The following is a 16,971-nucleotide window of genomic DNA, read 5'->3' as shown; positions in this document are numbered from 1 at the left end:
GTCACGGCAAGGCAGGGCTCCCGGGACCAGCCGAATGCCCGGGGACACGGGGCAGGGGGACTGACGTGGACAGGCGGACTTTCTTGCGGGTTTCCGGAGCGGTGCCGGTGGCGGGCCTGGCGGGGTGGCCGCCGCCGGACGACTGGGACCGGCTCCGGAAGCGGCTTTCGGGGCCGCTCTTCCGGCCGGGCGACCCCGGTTACCCGGAGGCCAAGCAGGGTTTCTTCACGATGTACGACGACCGGGTGCCGGCCGCCGTCGTCGGCGCCGCGCGCGTCGAGGACGTCCAGGAGGCCGTCGCCTTCGCCGCGCGGCACCGCTTGCCGGTGGCGGCGCGCAGCGGCGGGCACAGCTACCCCGGCTATTCCACAGTGGACGGCGGGATCGTCGTGGACCTGAGCCGGTTTTCCGGGATCGAGGCGCGCCCCGACGGCCGTGCGCTGATCGGCGCCGGAGCCCGGCTGGGCCCGATCGCGACGGCGCTCGCCGCGGCCGGCCGGGTGCTGCCGGCGGGCAGCTGCGGCACGGTCGGCATCGCCGGGCTCGCCCTCGGCGGCGGGGTCGGCGTCCTCGACCGGAAGTACGGGCTGACGTGCGACCACCTGGAGGCGGCGCGGATCGTCACGGCCGACGGCCGGGTGCGGACGGTGTCGGCGACCGCGGAGCCGGACCTGTTCTGGGCGCTGCGCGGCGGCGGGGGCGGGAACTTCGGGATCGTCACCGGCTTCACCTTCCGGACGGTGCCGGCCGTCGACGTCGCCACGTTCGCCCTCGAGTTCCCGCCCGCCGCCGGGGCCGCCCTGCTCGCCGCGTGGCAGGAGTGGCAGCCGGCCGCACCGGATGAGCTGTGGTCGGGGATGGGCCTGGCGTGGAACGAGGCCAGCCTCGGCGGCACCTTCCTCGGGCCGCGCGCGCGGATGCACGCGCTGCTCGAAGACCTCGTGCGCCGCGTCGGCACCGCGCCGACCAAGTGGGAGGAGACCGTCGAGGAGCACCTGACCGCGATGCGCTCGTTCGACGACCAGGAATCCCGGCCGGCGGCGGCCGCGGACCGGGGGACCTACATCGGCACGTCGCGGATGCTGACCCGGCCGCTCGCCGACCCCGGCGCGGTCGTCGGCGTGCTGACGCGCGACCCGGGTGTCCGCACGATCGTCGACTCGGCGGGTGGCGCCATCGCGCGCGTCGGCGCCCGGGAAACCGCGTTCCCGTACCGGAGCGCGCTCGCCAGCCTCCAGTTCCTGCACGGCGCGGCACCGGGGGACGGCGGCGAAGCCGGCGCACGGCGTTCGCTCGCGGCCGTGCGCGACGGGCTCGGGCCGGAGTTCGGCCGCACCGGCTACGTCAACTACCTCGACCCGGAGATGCCGGACTGGGCCGAGGCCTACTACGGGGTCAACCTGCCGCGGCTGCGTGCGGTCGCCCGGAAGTACGACCCGCGAGGAATTTTCGCTTTCCCGCAAGGACTTTCGGCGCCCCGCTCGACTGTCCATATCGGAGAGACGTAAGCTCCGCGGCACGTCGGCAGAGAGGCAGCGCGTGCTCGACCTGGCATTCTCCACAGAGGACCTGGCGCACACCCGGTTCGCGTTCTCCCCGGCGTGGGAGATCGTGGCGAGCGTGCGCGTCCTGAACCAGCCGGGGGAGCACGCGCTGCACCTGCCGTGGGTCAAGCGCGCCACCGCCGCGCTCGACGAGGCCGGGCTGGACATCGGGCTGCTGCGCGAGCTCGTCCCGCTGCGGCACCTGCCCGGTTTCCTGGCCGCGACGCCGTCGACGCCGTTGCCGGAGCTCGCCGACGAGCTGGCGGACCTGCGTGACGTGCCCGCCCGCGTCGTCCGGCGCGAGGTGGACGCGATGGCCGGGCCGCGCACACCCGCGGTGAACCGCTTCCACCGCGACCCGGAGGCCGGTCTCGAGCGGCTCGCGACGTTGATGGAGCAGTACTGGGAGCTGGTGCTGGCCCACGACTGGCCGCGCATCCGCGCGCTGCTCGAAGCCGACGTGCTGCACCGGTCGCGGATGCTGGCCCAGGGCGGGGCCGCGGAGCTGTTCAACGACCTCACGCCGCTGGTCCGCTGGGAGGGCGGCACGCTCACGGTCGCGCACCGCCACCTGCACGCGGCCGTGCCGCTCGACGGGCGCGGCCTGGTGCTCGTGCCCTCGGCGTTCGTCTGGCCGCGGGTGTTCTCCAAGACCGACCCGCGGTGGCAGCCGGTGCTGCGCTACCCGCCACGCGGGATCGCGACGCTCTGGGAGACCGGCACCGCGACGGCGCCCGGCGCGCTGGCCGCCGTCGTCGGCCGCGGCCGCGCCCTGCTGCTGACCGAGCTGACCGCGCCGGCGTCGACGACCGAGCTCGCCCGCCGGACCCGGCTCAGCGCCGGGGCCGTGTCGCAGCACCTGGGCGTCCTGAAGGCCGCGGGCCTGGTCAGCGGGCACCGTGCCGGACGTCACGTGCTCTACGCACGCACCCGGGCTGCGGAAGTCCTGGTCGCGGGGGTGCCGGAAGTGGACTCCTGAGATAGCCGCGTACTGGCCTGCTTGAAGGGTCCACCACGGACCTACTCTCGGATGCGTAACCCCCGTTTTCGTGTCGAAAGGCCTCGTCGTGTCCGAGCAGCAGACCACCTCCAGTGGCACCGTCCAGTCCGTCACCGGCACCGCCAAGGTGAAGCGCGGCATGGCCGAGATGCTCAAGGGCGGCGTGATCATGGACGTGGTCACCGCCGAGCAGGCCAAGATCGCCGAGGACGCCGGCGCGGTCGCGGTCATGGCGCTGGAGCGCGTGCCCGCCGACATCCGCGCCCAGGGCGGCGTCGCGCGGATGAGCGACCCCGACCTGATCGACGGCATCATCGAGGCCGTCTCGATCCCGGTGATGGCGAAGGCCCGCATCGGCCACTTCGTCGAGGCGCAGGTGCTGCAGTCCCTCGGGGTCGACTACGTGGACGAGTCCGAGGTGCTCACCCCGGCCGACTACGCCAACCACATCGACAAGTGGGCGTTCACGGTGCCCTTCGTCTGCGGCGCGACCAACCTGGGCGAGGCGCTGCGCCGGATCACCGAGGGCGCGGCGATGATCCGCTCCAAGGGCGAGGCCGGCACCGGCGACGTCTCCAACGCGACCACGCACATGCGTCAGATCCGCGGCGAGATCCGCCGGCTCACGTCGCTGCCGGAGGACGAGCTGTTCGTGGCCGCGAAGGAGCTTCAGGCGCCGTACGAGCTGGTCCGCGAGGTGGCGCAGGCCGGCAAGCTGCCGGTGGTGTTGTTCACCGCGGGCGGCATCGCGACGCCGGCCGACGCGGCGATGATGATGCAGCTCGGCGCCGAGGGCGTGTTCGTCGGCTCGGGCATCTTCAAGTCCGGCAACCCGGCCCAGCGCGCGGCGGCGATCGTCAAGGCGACGACGTTCTACGACGACCCGGACGTGCTGGCGAAGGTGTCGCGCGGCCTGGGCGAGGCGATGGTGGGGATCAACGTCGAGGAGCTCCCGGAGCCGCACCGCCTCGCCGAGCGCGGCTGGTGAACGTTTGAACACGAGGTGATTCGGGCTCACGCCGCCGAGGTTTGGCAGCGTGGGCCCGGGTCGTTTCGGCGCTGCGGATGCTGAAGGCCTCGACTCGTTCGCCGAGAAAATCGTGCCGCACCAGGTGGTGACGCTGGTCATCGCCAACGCCGCGACGGAGCGCACGGAGAATGGAGCCGTGGAACGGCGGATCGACTTCTCGCGCGAGCGGCGGATGCTGTGCGGGGCCTGCGGGCATCGGTGGAAGGTGGATCTTGACTGGATCGACCGGTGGGAACAGGCGACGGAGATGTGCCCCGGCTGCGGCATGACCTGCGAGCACGAGGACTCGCCCCGGGTGACGGTCGACCCTGACGATCCCGCGCTCGACGACGACAAGGTCTCCAGGTTCTCTTGGTATCACACCAGCACGCAGCCGGACTGGCCGACGAAAGACTTCGATCCCGCAGCCCTGCTCACTGCCGAAGCCCGCATTGCGATGGGTGGTGACCAGCGGGTCGCCGAGTGGGCTGCGGGCCAGCGGGCGAAGGCGCTCCATGTCGGCACGTACGAGGCCGCGGTCCACAACATGCTGAGGCGGATCGACGACCAGGCCGAGCATGGTGCCCAGTTCTATTTGTACCGAGTTCATTTGAAGCCGTCCGTGGTGGTGCGGGAGGGCTGGCTCGTCGACCCGAGCAACTTCGTCGGCGACGTGGTCCTCGGCGAAGTGTGCCCTCCGGGAGTCGATGTCGCCCGCTACCTGAACTACCACGAGGACCCCGGTGGGCTTTCCCTGGCTCTGGGGCGAGGGGCGATTGCCGTGGTCCAGCAGGTAGCCGTACCGCTCACCGAAGCGTGGGACGGCGGCTGGGTGCGCGATGCCGTCGCAGCTCTCGCTGACATTCCCGACACCGTCGCACCGGTGACAGGGGGACTGAGCCGGTTCGTGCGGCCGTCTTCGCCACGAGCCGTCCTTTGTCGCCGGCTCGGGGCAGCTCTGGCTGGTCGGCTGCCAGTCAACCTCCAAGGCCAGTTTGCGTCGGCCGCGGCATTGGCCGAGCGGGAGGATCCGATCCTGTGGGCGCGCCGGACGAGCGGCCTGTTCGAGCTGATCGACGATCCAGGCCGCGTGCTCGCAGCTCTCGACGAAGCTCAGGACCGCCAGGTTGGAGGTCAGGTCATACCTATGCCCTGAAGCGTCTCGCCCGTCGTTCTGGTGAGACGGACGCGCGTGACGTCAAGCCACCCGCGGGCACGCATGCGGCGAGGCCGCACCGCCTCGCCGAGCGCGGCTGGTGACCGGCACCCGCTAGGCTCGCGCCGAGCATGGGGGGCTTCGGTGCGGAGATTCGTCAAACCGGTGTTGTGGACGTTCGGGACGCTCGCGGCGGGCGGGCTCGCCTTCGGGCTGGTGCTGGCGCTGGACATCCCGTACCGCAGTGTCTCCGCGCCGAAGGCGTCGCCCGCACCGCTCGCGCCGACGGCGGCGTCCGCGCCCACCTCGCCGACGCCGCCGGTCGTGCCGACCGGGCCGGGGACCATGACCGCGTGGGTCACGGATCTCCGGCCGGGGCCGGACGACCGCAGCGCGGTCCTGCGCGTCGACCTGCCGGCCTGTGCCGTCGGCCCGCACGTGGAGGTCACCGAGTCCGCCACCCGGATCGACGCCGCCGTCCTCTTCCGGCCCGGTGGCGGCCCGCACTGCGAAACGGCCCCGGCCGACTTCCCGCTGACCGCGGCGGCCGCGATCGGGAAACGGCCGGTGGTCGTCAACGCCGAGGACACGTGGGGACTGGTTTCCGGCGGCTGGCGGAAGTGCGACAAGATCCTCGGCTGCGAACCGCCGGCGGACCACTGCGACCCGGCCTGGGTGGCGCAGGCGGAGTTCAGCGCGGAAGCCGAGTACTCCGGGACCACGCGGGCGTGCGTCCAGGACTGGCTGATCCACGACCTGCAGCGGCACAGCGGCCAGCGCGCGAACCGGGTCGCCTACCGGTGGGCGGGCAACGGCTGGGCGTCGTTCGCGTCGGCGAACGGGGGCGGCTGCGGCGAGATCCTGGCCGTGGAACCGCGGTTTCCCGCCGCGCTCTGCGAAAAGCTCGCGCCGCCGTCCTAGACGTACTCGGAGATCTCGACGCCGTAAGTGCCCGGCTCGAGGGCTTCGAAGATGTGCGGGACGTCGCCCGGGTAGGAGATGTAGTCGCCGGGGTTCAGCTCTTCCGGTGCTTCCAGGACGCCCACCCGGGCGCGTCCCGCACACAGCACGATGTGTTCCATCACGCCGGTCATGTGCGGGTCGGACCGCCGCGGCGTCCCGGGTTCCGCCCGGATGAGGTACATGTCCCGCCGCGCGGACGGGGGACAGGCAGACAGCAGCGTGCACGCGTAGTCGGCGTGTTCGGCGAACACCGTCGGACCCTTGCCCGCCCGGATGACGCGGACCTTCGGCCGTTCGGGCTCGACCAGCCGCGAGAACGGGACGTCGAGGGCGACGCCGAGGGCCCAGAGCGTCTCGACGCTCGGGTTGCCGGTGCCGGACTCCAGCTGGGACAGCGTCGACTTGGCCAGGCCGGCGCGGCGCGCGACCTCGGTGAGGGACAAGCCCGCGCGGGTCCGTTCGCGGCGCAGGGACGCCGCGATGATCTCCAGTGGTGCGCCCGTCGTTTCCTGCGACATTGCTGTTCGCTCCATCGGTCGTTCTGTTCGCCTTGACGAACACGGGTGCCTGTGTTCACCATAGAACACATGCGTTCGATATGGCGAACACTCGATCGGGGCCTCGCCCGCGACATCGGCCTGGTCTGCTTGGCCGATTGTCTCGTGGGCGTGTCCTACGGGGCCATCGCGGTGAGCTCGGGCTTCCCGCTGTGGCTGCCGATGCTGATGTCGCTGCTGGTCTTCGCCGGCGCGTCGCAGTTCATGTTCATCGGGATCGTGGCCGCGGGCGGCAACCCGTTCGCCGCGGTGCTGGCGGGACTGCTGGCCAACGCGCGGCACCTGCCGTTCGGCTTCGCGATCGGCGACGTCCTGGGCGAGCGGTGGGCGGCGCGGCTGGCGGGCAGCCACCTGATGATCGACGAGTCGGTGGCGTTCGCGCTGGCCCAGCGCGAGGCGGGCGGGCGCCGGGCGGCGTACTGGGCGTGCGGGACCGGCCTGTTCGTGTGCTGGAACCTCGGCGTGGTCGCGGGCGCGTTCGCGGGGACGGCGATCAGCGACACGGACGTGTTCGGCCTGGACGCGGCGTTCCCGGCGGTGCTGCTGGCCCTGGTCCTGCCGTCCCTGCGCGACCGGGCGGCGCGGCTGCCGGTCCTGGTCGGCGTGGTGGTCGCCCTGGCGGCCACGCCGTTCCTGCCGGCCGGGCTGCCGGTGCTGCTCGCGCTGGCGGGCGTCGTCGTGGGGGCGTTGGCGAAGGAGCCGGAACTGCAGGAGGCGAGCTGATGGACGGGGTGGAACTGCTGGTCGGCACGGCGGTGCTGGCACTGGGGACGTTCGCGTTCCGGCTGGCCGGGCCGGTGCTGCGCAGCCGCGTGAAGCTGTCGCCGCGGGCGGAGAGGTTGATGGCGCTGGCCGCGGTGGTGCTGCTGGCGGCGCTGGTGGCGGTGAGCGCGTTGACGGAGGGGCACGGGTTCGCGGGCTTCGCCCGGCCGGCCGGGGTGCTGGTGGCGGGGGTGCTGGCGTGGCGGAAGGCCCCGTTCGTCCTGGTGGTGCTGGCCGCGGCGGCGACGGCGGCGTTGCTGAGGTTGGCGGGGGTGCCCTGACCGGCCGCCGGAGGTCGCGAATGTCGCATTCGGGACCTCCGACGCCGCGCATGCGACATTGGCAGCACTCGGGCTAGGCGAGGTGCCTCCACTCGGGTGGCCGCGACTCCGGCTCCTGCCAGGGGACTGTTGGCAGGTCGCCAGCGCCCCAATGTGGCCTTCGGTGCGTCAGACGCACCGAAGGCCACATTGGGTGCGTCTCACGCAACCAAAGCCACATTGGGAGCTCGCCGGGGAGCGGCGCCGGACGGCATGAACGACTCGTTCATGCCGTCGGACGCGGTGAACGACCCTTTCATGACGCCAGGGGACCGGGGCTGACCTGCCGCGCAGGTGGTGTGACAGGGCGTCTAGGCTGGTGGGAAGGTCTTTCGGGAGGTCGGGTGTCGTCGGAACCGGTCATCGGTGTGCTCGCCATGCAAGGTGCCGTGCGGGAGCACGTCGCCATGCTGGAAGAAGCCGGTGCGCGCGCCAAGCCCGTCCGGCGAGCCGGGGAACTGTCCGAAGTGGACGGGCTGGTGCTGCCCGGTGGCGAGTCGACCACCATGTCGAAGCTGCTCGAGACGTTCGAGCTGCTCGAACCGCTCAAAGCGCGGATCGCCGAGGGCATGCCCGCCTTCGGCTCGTGCGCCGGGATGATCCTGCTGGCGCGGCAGACCCTCGACGGGCGGCCCGACCAGCAGCAGCTCGGCGGGCTCGACGTCGTCGTGCGGCGGAACGCCTTCGGCAGGCAGGTCGACTCCTTCGAGGCCGACCTCGGCTTCGCCGGGGTCGACGGGAACGTGCACGCCGTCTTCATCCGGGCTCCCTGGGTCGAGAAGGCCGGTGACGGCGTCGAGGTGCTGGCCACCGTCAGCGGCGTGCCCGGCGTGGACGACGACACCGCTAGGATCGTCGCGGTCCGGCAGGGGGCGGTGCTGGCGACCGCGTTCCACCCGGAGCTGACGCCCGACGTGCGGGTGCACCGGCTGTTCGTCGACCTCGCGCGGAAGGCAGCCTGAGACGCGGTGCCCGGCCGGGGTACGGAACAGATGGAGGAGAGATGAGCGGCCACTCCAAGTGGGCCACCACGAAGCACAAGAAGGCCAACCTCGACGCGAAGCGCGGCAAGCTCTTCGCGCGGTTGATCAAGAACATCGAGGTGGCCGCCCGCACGGGCACCGGTGGTGGCGACCCGGATGGCAACCCGACGCTCTACGACGCCATCCAGAAGGCCAAGAAGAACTCGGTCCCGCAGGACAACATCGAGCGTGCCCGCAAGCGTGGCGCCGGTGAAGAGGCCGGCGGCGCCGACTGGCAGAACATCACCTACGAGGGCTACGGCCCCAACGGCGTCGCGGTGCTGATCGAGTGCCTCACCGACAACAAGAACCGCGCCGCGATGGAGGTCCGCACCGCGCTCACCCGCAACGGCGGCTCCCTCGCCGACCCGGGCTCGGTCGCCTACATGTTCAACCGCAAGGGCGTCGTGCTGATGCCCAAGGCCGAAGCCACCGAGGACGACGTCCTCATGGCGGTCCTCGACGCGGGTGCCGAAGAGGTCAACGACCTCGACGAGAGCTTCGAAATCGTCTCCGAAGGCGGCGACCTGGTGCCGGTCCGCAAGGCCCTGCAGGAGGCCGGCTTCGAGTACGAGTCGGCGGAACTGACGTTCCTGCCGACCGTCAGCGTCCCCCTGGACGCCGACGGCGCGAAGAAGGTCTTCAAGCTGATCGACGCCCTCGAAGACTGCGACGACGTCCAGAACGTCTACGCGAACTTCGACGTCTCGGACGAGGTGCTCGCCGAAGTCGGCTGAGTTTTCCCTTGCCCCGCAAGGATTCAGGGCCCGGGCCGGAAACTTTCCGGCCCGGGCCCTGTGTTCCCGCCGGATCCTCAGGCAGAATGTGCGCCGTGACCTCGACGACCCCCGCCTCCGCCGACATCACCGCCGAACTCTCCGCCGAAGAGCTGCGCCTCATCGAGTGGATCGAGACGCAGGCGAAGGAACGCGGCAACGCGGTCATCACGGTCGCCGGGGACGACGAGGGTGCCGGCTACTGCTTCACCGCCTGCGCGTGGGCGCTGCACCACGTCCCCGAGGCCGTCGTCGTCGGGCTGCCCGAGCAGATGGGCCAGGTGCTGCTCGACGCCTACGTCGACCGCGCGGCCAACGGCGAGATCTTCGAGGTCGGCCGGCGCTACGACGACTTCTTCGAGGGAGTCCCGGTCGTCCTCGAGCGCGTCAACAAGGGGCACTACCCCGAGTACTTCGGCACGGCCTTCCTCATCTACCCCGACGGCGACTTCCCGGCGCTGCAGCTGATCGTCGCGACCCCGGAGGGCAAGTTCCCGTGGCACCCGGACGCGCCCGAGGGCTTCGCCCGGTGGCAGCTGGTGCTGACCGAGAGCGGCGACCCGGAAAGCTGGACCCCCGGCGTCGACGGTCCCTAGAACTTCTCCAGGTCGGCGGCCGCTTCCGGGTACCGCAGTGCCAGGTCCGCGGCGGGGGAGAACTCCACGCAGTCGTCGGTGTACGGCGGCACCACGACGGTCCCCAGCAAGCTCCATTCGCCGGTCGTCACAGCCGCCTGCCACGTCCCGGCCGGCACGACGACCTGCGGCCGCTCCCCGGCGGCGACGTCGGTGCCCAGCACCGGCCGCTCGACCGCACCGCCGGTGTGCAGCAGCAGCATCGCGGCCGGCGCCCCCGCGTGGTGCACCCAGACCTCGGTGCGGTCCAGCCGGTGCGGAGCCGAGCGCTCCGGCGCGACGAGCAGGTAGTAGATCGCGGACCCGGCGGCCGAGCGCCAGCTCCGCGCCCACCGCCCGCCCTCGACCGGCAGGGGTTCGAGCCCCAGGTGGGTGACGAAATCCGACGGCTCCGGCATGTCACCCATCCTGCCGCAGGCGCGCCCAGTAGCCTGCTCGAACTGGTGTTCGCGGCGGGAAGGAAGAACGGGTGCGGGTGCTCGGGGTCGACCCCGGTCTGACCAGGTGCGGCCTGGGGGTGGTCGACGGCGGCAAGGGCCGGGCCGTCCGGTGCGTCGCCGTCGACGTCGTGCGGACGCCGCCCGACGCCGACCTGGCCCACCGCCTCCTCGGCATCTCCGACGAGGTCGAGCGGTGGATGGACCGGTACAAGCCGCAGGCCGTCGCCGTCGAGCGCGTCTTCGCCCAGCACAACGTCCGGACCGCGATGGGCACCGCGCAGGCCGGCGGCGTGGTCGCCCTGGCCGCCGCGCGGCGGGGCCTGCCGGTCGTCTTCCACACGCCGAGCGAGGTCAAGGCCGCCGTCAGCGGCTCCGGCCGGGCCGACAAAGCCCAGGTCACGGCCATGGTGATGCGCCTGCTCAACCTCGAGGTCGCGCCGCACCCCGCCGACGCCGCGGACGCCCTCGCCCTGGCCATCTGCCACCTCTGGCGCGAGCCGATGCGCGCCCGGCTCGCCGAAGCCGAAGCCCGGGCGGCCGAAATGGCCCGCACGCACAAAGCCCGCCTCGCCGCGGCGGCGAAACAAGCCAAGAACCCTGGAGCAGCACGATGATCTCGTCGGTACGCGGAGAAGTCCTTTCGGTCGGCCTGGACCACGTCGTGGTCGAGGTCGGCGGGGTCGGCTTCGCGGTGCAGGCGACCCCGGCGACGCTGGCGACCCTGCGCCGCGGCGAAGAAGCCCGGCTGCACACCGCGCTGGTCGTGCGCGAGGACTCGCTGACCCTGTTCGGCTTCGCCGACGCCGACGCGCGCGAGCTGTTCGGGCTGCTGCAGACGGTGTCCGGGATCGGGCCGCGCCTGGCGCTGGCCACCCTCGCCGTGCTCGACCCCGACAAGCTGCGCGCCGCGCTGGTCGAAGGCAACATCACCGTGCTGACCTCGGTGCCGGGCATCGGCCGCAAGGGCGCCGAGCGGCTCACCCTGGAACTGCGCGACAAGGTCACCGCGCTCGGCTCCGGCGACGCGCCCGCGGTCACCGCGCCCGGCGCGCTGCGCGCGGAAGTCGTCGAAGCGCTGGCCGGCCTCGGGTTCCCGGCCAAGCAGGCCGAGCAGGCGGTCGACAAGGTCCTGGCCGACGGCGACGGTCACACGACGGCGAGCGTGCTGCGCGCCGCGCTGACCACCCTCGGCCGGAAGCGGTAGGCGCGGCCGTGGAGTATGAAGCCGTGGAGGAAGACGAAGCCCTCTCGGCGTGGGCCCAGACCGGCGAGGAGACCGTCGAGGGCACGCTGCGGCCCCGCAAGCTCGACGAGTTCGTCGGCCAGCCCCGCGTGCGCGAGCAGCTGGAGCTGGTGCTGGAGAGCGCCCGCCGCCGCGGCGTGCCGCCCGACCACGTCCTGCTCTCCGGGCCGCCCGGCCTGGGCAAGACGTCGATGGCGATGATCGTCGCCGCCGAGCTGGGCGCGGCCATCCGGATCACCTCCGGTCCCGCGCTGGAACGGGCCGGCGACCTCGCCGCGATGCTGTCCAACCTCGCACCCGGCGACGTCCTGTTCATCGACGAGATCCACCGGATCGCCCGCCCCGCCGAGGAGATGCTCTACCTCGCGATGGAGGACTTCCGGGTCGACGTCGTCGTCGGCAAGGGCCCGGGCGCCACCAGCATCCCCCTGGAAATCGCCCCGTTCACGCTGGTCGGGGCCACCACGCGGTCGGGTTCGCTGACCGGGCCACTGCGCGACCGGTTCGGCTTCACCGGCCAGATGGAGTTCTACACCGACGCCGAGCTGGAGCTGGTCGTCCGCCGCGCGGCGACGATCCTCGACATCCCGATCGACCGCGACGGCTGCGCCGAGATCGCCGGCCGGTCGCGCGGCACGCCCCGGATCGCGAACCGGCTGCTGCGCCGCGTCCGCGACTACGCCGAGGTCCGCGCCGACGGCAAGGTGACCCTGGCGGTCGCCCGCGCCGCGCTGGCCGTCTACGACGTCGACGAGCTGGGTCTCGACCGCCTCGACCGGGCCGTGCTCACCGCGCTGACCAGGTCGTTCGGCGGCGGACCGGTCGGCATCTCGACCCTGGCGGTGGCCGTGGGGGAGGAGGCGACCACCGTGGAAGAGGTGTGTGAGCCCTACCTCGTGCGCGCCGGTATGCTCGCCCGCACCCCGCGGGGCCGGGTCGCCACGGCGGCCGCCTGGGAGCACCTCGGCCTGGTGCCGCCCGCCGACCACCCGGGGCGCCCCGACCCGGGCGGGCTCTCGCCGTTCGAGCAAGTCTGAGCGGCCGGAACCGGCGGGTGGGTGTCGGCGTCCGCGCTGGTACCTGGCACACTTGACAGGAGCACATACCCAAAAACCGGACATTTCGGCTGGGCCCGGTGTCCGTCGAACGGAGAATCATGCAACAGCTATTGCTGCCCCTGCTGCTCGTGCTCGTCCTCGCCGTGCCGCTGGTGATGAGCACGCGCAAGCAGAAGAAGCAGCAGGCGGCGCAACAGGAGCTGCAGAACAGCATCGCCCCCGGTGACCGCGTGATGACCACTTCCGGTCTTTACGGCACCGTCGCCGACGCCTCCGGTGACAACACGATCGACATCGAGATCGCCCCCGGCGTCGTCACCACCTGGCTGCGGCTGGCGGTCCGCGAGAAGGTTGAGCCGGTCGTCGAGACCGACGAGGACACCGCGGACGAGGCGGAGGCTCCCGCCGAGGAGTCGATCATCGAGTCGACCGACGGCATCAAGGCCGACGAGCCGCAGACCACGGCTCAGGTGGCCCCGCCGCTGGAGCACGGCAAGAAGTAGGCCCTCGCGGCACCCTGGGCGGGGCCGCGGAAACGCCCGACGAAAGTCGGTGTGGCCTCGCACGCCGGGCTCACGCAGCACCGAGTAGTGTCTCGGTGCTGCGTGCGTGTCCGCCGTCATACCCGTGCCCGGGAGTGAATCGCACACAGTCCCTCCCGGTAACCCTCCGGGCGGGCACCGCTTAGTTGGGGCAACCCAGTCCGAGGAGACCGAAGCACCGTGGCATCATCGGCCGGGCATCTCCGCCCGGGACGCTATCTCGCCTTCTTCGCCCTGATCGTGATCGTGCTGTACGCGCTGGTGTTCCTCACCGGCAACCACAAGCCGACCCCGAAGCTGGGCATCGACCTGCAAGGCGGCACCCGGGTCACGCTCACCGCCCGCACCCCCGACGGCGGCCAGCCCACCCGCGAATCCCTGAACCAGGCGCGCCAGATCATCGAGCGCCGCGTCAACGGGATCGGCGTCAGCGGCACCGAGGTCCTCCTCGACGGCAACAACGTCGTCATCACCGTCCCCGGCGAGCAGGGCGACCAGGCGAAGAACCTGGGCAAGACCGCGAAGCTCGGTTTCCGGAAGGTCGTCGCGAACGCGACCCAGCCGGTCGTGCCGCCGCAGACGACCCCGCCGCCGGCCACCGGCACCCCGACCTCCGGTGCGCCGACCTCGGGCGCGCCGAGCAGCTCCGCGCCGCCGGCCGCTTCGTCGAGCGCGCCGCCGTCGAGCCCGGCCGCCGGTGGTGGCGGTGCCGCGGGCGCCCTCGCGCCGCAGCAGAGCACCACGCCGGCCCCGCCGAGCAGCAGCACCACGCCGCCGCCGGCGTCGAGCCAGGCCCCGGCCCCCTCGGACGGCTCGGTGGACGCGCAGACCGCGCAGGAGATCCAGGCCGCGAAGGCGGTCCGCCAGAACAAGGACCTGATCGGCGCCGACGGCCAGCCGAACCAGGAGCTCGTCGCGAAGGCGATGGCGGCGCTCACCTGCGCGCCGAACGCCAAGGACCCCCTCGAGGGCAACGACGACCCGAAACTGCCGCTGGTCGCCTGCGGTGACCACGACACGTACAAGTACCTGCTGGAGCCGGAGTTCCTGCCGGGCACCGAGATCGCCGACGCGAACTCGACCTACAACACGCAGAACGGCCAGTGGGTGGTGAACCTCAGTTTCAAGAGCGAGGGCACCAAGATCTGGGCCGACTTCACGTCGAAGAACGTCAACCAGCAGGCCGCCTTCGTGCTCGACACGCAGGTCGTGTCCGCGCCGAACATCCAGGTCGCCATCCTCGACGGCAACACCCAGATCACCGGCAAGTTCACGCAGGCCGAGGCGAAGGACCTCTCGGACATCCTCAAGTACGGCTCGCTGCCGCTGTCGTTCTCGTCCTCGGACGCGACCACGGTGTCGGCGACCCTCGGCTTCGCCTCGCTGCAGGCGGGCCTGATCGCCGGCGGCATCGGCCTGCTGGTCGTCTTCATCTACTGCCTGTTTTATTACCGGCTGCTCGGCGTGCTCACCATCCTGTCGCTGGCCCTGTCCGGCGCGCTGGTGTTCGCGGTGCTGGTGCTGCTCGGCCGCTGGATCGGCTACACGCTGGACCTCGCGGGCATCGCCGGCCTGATCATCGCCATCGGCATCACGGCGGACTCGTTCGTCATCTACTTCGAGCGATTGAAAGACGAGATCCGGGAGGGCCGGACGTTCCGGTCCGCGGTGCCACGCGGCTGGGTCCGCGCCCGGCGCACCATCCTGGCCTCGGACGCGGTGAGCTTCCTGGCCGCGGCCATCCTGTACGTCATCGCGGTCGGGGACGTCCAGGGCTTCGCGTTCACCCTCGGCATGTCCACGGTGCTCGACCTGGTCGTCGTGTACCTGGTGACGCACCCGCTGGTGGCCATGGTGTCCACGTCGAAGTCGTCGTTCCTGTCCAATCCGAGGAACCTGGGCCTCGGCGCCGTGCAGCAATTGGGTTCGCAGCGTAAGAAGTCGACCTCGGTCGGCCGCGCGAACGTGAAGGAGGCCTGACGTGGGGGTCGAAGAACTGGGCACGGACGCCGACGGCGACGCCAAGGTCGCGGCGAAGCCCGGCAAGAAGGAAAGCGTCTTCCACCGGCTCTACGTCGGCACGGGCGCGTTCGACGTCGTCGGCAAGCGCAAGCGCTGGTACGTCTTCTTCGGCGCGCTGGTGCTGGTGTGCCTCGCGTCGATGATCATCCGCGGCTTCAACCTCGGCATCGAGTTCGAGGGCGGCACGCAGATCCAGATGCCGGCCGACGGCACGCACGGCGTGATCAGCGAGCAGCAGGCGAAGGACTCGTTCGAGAAGGCCCTCGGCCGCCCCGCGGCCGAGGCGCAGAAGGTCGGCAGCGGTGCGGCGTCGACCATCCAGATCCGCACCGACACGCTGAACGCGGCCGACGTCGCGAAGGTCAAGCAGGGCCTGTTCCAGGACCTGGGGCCCAAGGGCAGCAACGGCCAGCCCAGCGTGCAGGCGATCAGCGACAGCGCGGTGAGCGCGTCCTGGGGCGGGGAGATCTCGCAGAAGGCGCTGATCGCGCTCGGCGTGTTCCTCGTCGCGGTGGTCATCTTCCTGGCGATCTACTTCGACCTGCGGATGGCCGCGGCGGCGCTCGTCTCGCTGCTGCACGACATCCTCGTCACGGCCGGCGTGTACTCGCTGATCGGCTTCGAGGTCACCCCGGCGACGGTGATCGGCCTGCTGACGATCCTCGGGTTCTCGCTGTACGACACGGTGGTGGTGTTCGACAAGGTCCGCGAGAACACGCGCGGCCTGCTCGGGCTGACCCGCCGCACCTACGGCGAGGCCGCCAACCTGGCGCTCAACCAGACCCTGATGCGGTCGTTCAACACGGCGTTCATCGCGCTGCTGCCGATCCTGGGCCTGCTGATCGTCGGGTACGTGCTGCTCGGCTCGGGCACGTTGCAGGACCTGGCGCTGGTGCAGCTCACGGGTACGTTGGTCGGCGTCCTGTCGTCGGTCGCGCTGGCCACACCGCTGCTGGTCGACTTCAAGATGCGCGACCCGAAGTACGCGCAGCAGGCCGAGCGGGTCCGCCAGCGCCGCGTCAGCCAGGAGCGCAAGGCCGCGGGTGAAGAGGACTTCGACGCCGGCGACGACGACGCCTTGGCCAAGGAACTGCGCAAGGAGAGGGCGTACGCGGCCGCGGCCAGCGTCCCGGCCCGGATCCAGAAGCAGCGTCCGCAGGGCAAGCCGGCCGGGAAGCGGAAGCGCTGACGTGGAGCTGCCCGACGCCCTCGGCCTGATCGCCGAGGTGCCGGACTTCCCCGAGCCCGGCGTGCTGTTCCGCGACCTGAGCCCGCTCTTCGCGGACGCGGGTGCGTTCAAGGCGGTGACCGACGCGCTGGCGGAGACGCTGATGCCCGGTGTCGAGGCGCTCGCGGGTGTCGAAGCCCGTGGGTTCCTCCTCGCCGCGGCCGTCGGGTACGCCCGCGGCCTCGGCGTGGTGCTGATCCGCAAACCGGGCAAGCTGCCCCAGGTGGCGGGCCGGGTGGACTACGCGCTGGAGTACGGCACGGCGACGGTCGAGCTGCCCGCCGGCGTGGTCCGGCCCGGCCAGCGCATCGCGATCCTGGACGACGTCCTGGCGACGGGTGGCACGGTCGCGGCGACGGGCAAGCTCCTGGAGGACGCGGGAGCCGTGGTCGACGGCGTGTCGGTGGTCCTGGAACTGGGCGCGCTGGGTGGCCGGGAGGTCCTCGGCGGCCGGGAGGTCCACGCTCTGCAGACCTGCTGACGTTCCCTGAGGGGCACTTTCGTGGCCTTGAGAGCCATGAAGGTGCCCCTCAGGGCGTTCGGCGCGGCGGTTTCGGCGGCGACGGCGGCCGGTGAGCTTCGCCACGCCGGGCGATGCACTGAATCCGCTGGTCCGCGGCTCGGCATCCCCCTGAACGGGCGCACCCGAGAGGGCCGCGAGGCGCAACGGCTACCCTGGTGGTTCGAACGGCCG

General features: G+C 71.7%; 19 protein-coding genes. 17 read left to right on the top strand and 2 right to left on the bottom strand.

Annotated elements, in window-relative coordinates; translation table 11 throughout:
• The first annotated feature begins 65 nt into the window (after positions 1–65).
• The 5 genes from BLV96_RS07750 (at position 66) to BLV96_RS07730 (ending at position 5,630) form a co-directional block, all read left to right on the top strand.
• The gene (locus BLV96_RS07750) at positions 66–1,508 is read left to right on the top strand and encodes an FAD-binding oxidoreductase (protein WP_086675263.1); all 1,443 of its coding nucleotides are present in this window, start codon (positions 66–68) and stop codon (positions 1,506–1,508) included.
• Between the two features lie 31 nt (positions 1,509–1,539).
• Complete coding sequence (locus BLV96_RS07745) at positions 1,540–2,523, top strand: DUF5937 family protein (protein WP_086675262.1); 984 nt, start codon at positions 1,540–1,542, stop codon at positions 2,521–2,523.
• A gap of 70 nt (positions 2,524–2,593) precedes the next feature.
• Positions 2,594–3,532 carry a pyridoxal 5'-phosphate synthase lyase subunit PdxS gene (pdxS, locus tag BLV96_RS07740; RefSeq protein ID WP_086675261.1) on the top strand — a complete coding sequence of 313 codons (939 nt, stop codon included), beginning with the start codon at positions 2,594–2,596 and terminating at the stop codon, positions 3,530–3,532.
• A gap of 49 nt (positions 3,533–3,581) precedes the next feature.
• Positions 3,582–4,709 (top strand): hypothetical protein, encoded by a 1,128-nt coding sequence (locus tag BLV96_RS07735; RefSeq protein ID WP_208608172.1) that lies wholly within the window; start codon positions 3,582–3,584, stop codon positions 4,707–4,709.
• A gap of 144 nt (positions 4,710–4,853) precedes the next feature.
• Positions 4,854–5,630 carry a hypothetical protein gene (locus BLV96_RS07730; protein WP_086675260.1) on the top strand — a complete coding sequence of 259 codons (777 nt, stop codon included), beginning with the start codon at positions 4,854–4,856 and terminating at the stop codon, positions 5,628–5,630.
• Here BLV96_RS07730 and BLV96_RS07725 read toward each other — a convergent pair.
• The gene (locus tag BLV96_RS07725; RefSeq protein WP_086675259.1) at positions 5,627–6,190 is read right to left on the bottom strand and encodes a helix-turn-helix domain-containing protein; all 564 of its coding nucleotides are present in this window, start codon (positions 6,188–6,190) and stop codon (positions 5,627–5,629) included. The genes BLV96_RS07730 and BLV96_RS07725 overlap by 4 nt on opposite strands.
• Before the next feature lie 69 nt (positions 6,191–6,259).
• On the opposite strand from BLV96_RS07725, the gene BLV96_RS07720 reads away from it, so the two are divergent.
• The 5 genes from BLV96_RS07720 to BLV96_RS07700 all read left to right on the top strand — a co-directional run bounded on the left by BLV96_RS07720 (position 6,260) and on the right by BLV96_RS07700 (position 9,705).
• A complete protein-coding gene (locus tag BLV96_RS07720; protein ID WP_143050926.1) occupies positions 6,260–6,952 on the top strand; it encodes an AzlC family ABC transporter permease in 693 nt (230 codons plus the stop codon).
• Complete coding sequence (locus tag BLV96_RS07715; protein WP_086675258.1) at positions 6,952–7,272, top strand: AzlD domain-containing protein; 321 nt, start codon at positions 6,952–6,954, stop codon at positions 7,270–7,272. Before BLV96_RS07720 ends, BLV96_RS07715 begins: the two co-directional genes overlap by 1 nt.
• A gap of 383 nt (positions 7,273–7,655) precedes the next feature.
• Positions 7,656–8,273, top strand: a complete 618-nt coding sequence (gene pdxT, locus BLV96_RS07710; RefSeq protein ID WP_086675257.1) for a pyridoxal 5'-phosphate synthase glutaminase subunit PdxT — start codon at positions 7,656–7,658, stop codon at positions 8,271–8,273.
• Positions 8,274–8,314: 41 nt separating this feature from the next.
• Entirely contained in the window at positions 8,315–9,070 is a 756-nt protein-coding gene (locus BLV96_RS07705) for a YebC/PmpR family DNA-binding transcriptional regulator (RefSeq protein WP_086675256.1), read from the top strand.
• Between the two features lie 86 nt (positions 9,071–9,156).
• The gene (locus tag BLV96_RS07700; RefSeq protein WP_167379563.1) at positions 9,157–9,705 is read left to right on the top strand and encodes a DUF4262 domain-containing protein; all 549 of its coding nucleotides are present in this window, start codon (positions 9,157–9,159) and stop codon (positions 9,703–9,705) included.
• Here the strand turns inward: BLV96_RS07700 and BLV96_RS07695 are convergent.
• Positions 9,702–10,142: a cupin domain-containing protein gene (locus tag BLV96_RS07695; RefSeq protein WP_086675255.1), complete on the bottom strand. Its 441-nt coding sequence runs from the start codon at positions 10,140–10,142 to the stop codon at positions 9,702–9,704. The two genes, BLV96_RS07700 and BLV96_RS07695, sit on opposite strands and share 4 nt — an antisense overlap.
• Before the next feature lie 71 nt (positions 10,143–10,213).
• Between BLV96_RS07695 and ruvC the strand changes: the two genes are divergently transcribed.
• The 7 genes from ruvC (at position 10,214) to BLV96_RS07660 (ending at position 16,758) form a co-directional block, all read left to right on the top strand.
• Positions 10,214–10,798 (top strand): crossover junction endodeoxyribonuclease RuvC, encoded by a 585-nt coding sequence (gene ruvC / locus BLV96_RS07690; protein ID WP_086675254.1) that lies wholly within the window; start codon positions 10,214–10,216, stop codon positions 10,796–10,798.
• A complete protein-coding gene (gene ruvA / locus BLV96_RS07685; RefSeq protein ID WP_091388925.1) occupies positions 10,795–11,388 on the top strand; it encodes a Holliday junction branch migration protein RuvA in 594 nt (197 codons plus the stop codon). The genes ruvC and ruvA overlap by 4 nt, the downstream gene beginning before the upstream one ends.
• Before the next feature lie 8 nt (positions 11,389–11,396).
• Positions 11,397–12,464: a Holliday junction branch migration DNA helicase RuvB gene (gene ruvB / locus BLV96_RS07680; RefSeq protein ID WP_167379562.1), complete on the top strand. Its 1,068-nt coding sequence runs from the start codon at positions 11,397–11,399 to the stop codon at positions 12,462–12,464.
• Positions 12,465–12,583: 119 nt separating this feature from the next.
• A complete protein-coding gene (gene yajC / locus BLV96_RS07675) occupies positions 12,584–12,988 on the top strand; it encodes a preprotein translocase subunit YajC (RefSeq protein WP_167379561.1) in 405 nt (134 codons plus the stop codon).
• A gap of 219 nt (positions 12,989–13,207) precedes the next feature.
• Positions 13,208–15,007 (top strand): protein translocase subunit SecD, encoded by a 1,800-nt coding sequence (gene secD / locus BLV96_RS07670; RefSeq protein WP_167379560.1) that lies wholly within the window; start codon positions 13,208–13,210, stop codon positions 15,005–15,007.
• A 1-nt stretch (position 15,008) separates the two neighbouring features.
• Positions 15,009–16,238: a protein translocase subunit SecF gene (secF, locus tag BLV96_RS07665; RefSeq protein ID WP_086684015.1), complete on the top strand. Its 1,230-nt coding sequence runs from the start codon at positions 15,009–15,011 to the stop codon at positions 16,236–16,238.
• Position 16,239: 1 nt separating this feature from the next.
• Entirely contained in the window at positions 16,240–16,758 is a 519-nt protein-coding gene (locus tag BLV96_RS07660) for an adenine phosphoribosyltransferase (protein ID WP_086684018.1), read from the top strand.
• The last annotated feature ends 213 nt before the right edge of the window (positions 16,759–16,971 follow it).

It is taken from the genome of Amycolatopsis pretoriensis (genome assembly GCF_900107925.1).
Lineage (GTDB): Bacteria > Actinomycetota > Actinomycetes > Mycobacteriales > Pseudonocardiaceae > Amycolatopsis > Amycolatopsis pretoriensis.
The sequence above is the reverse complement of the archived record's forward strand: the minus strand, read 5'-3'. Positions and strand labels throughout refer to the sequence as shown.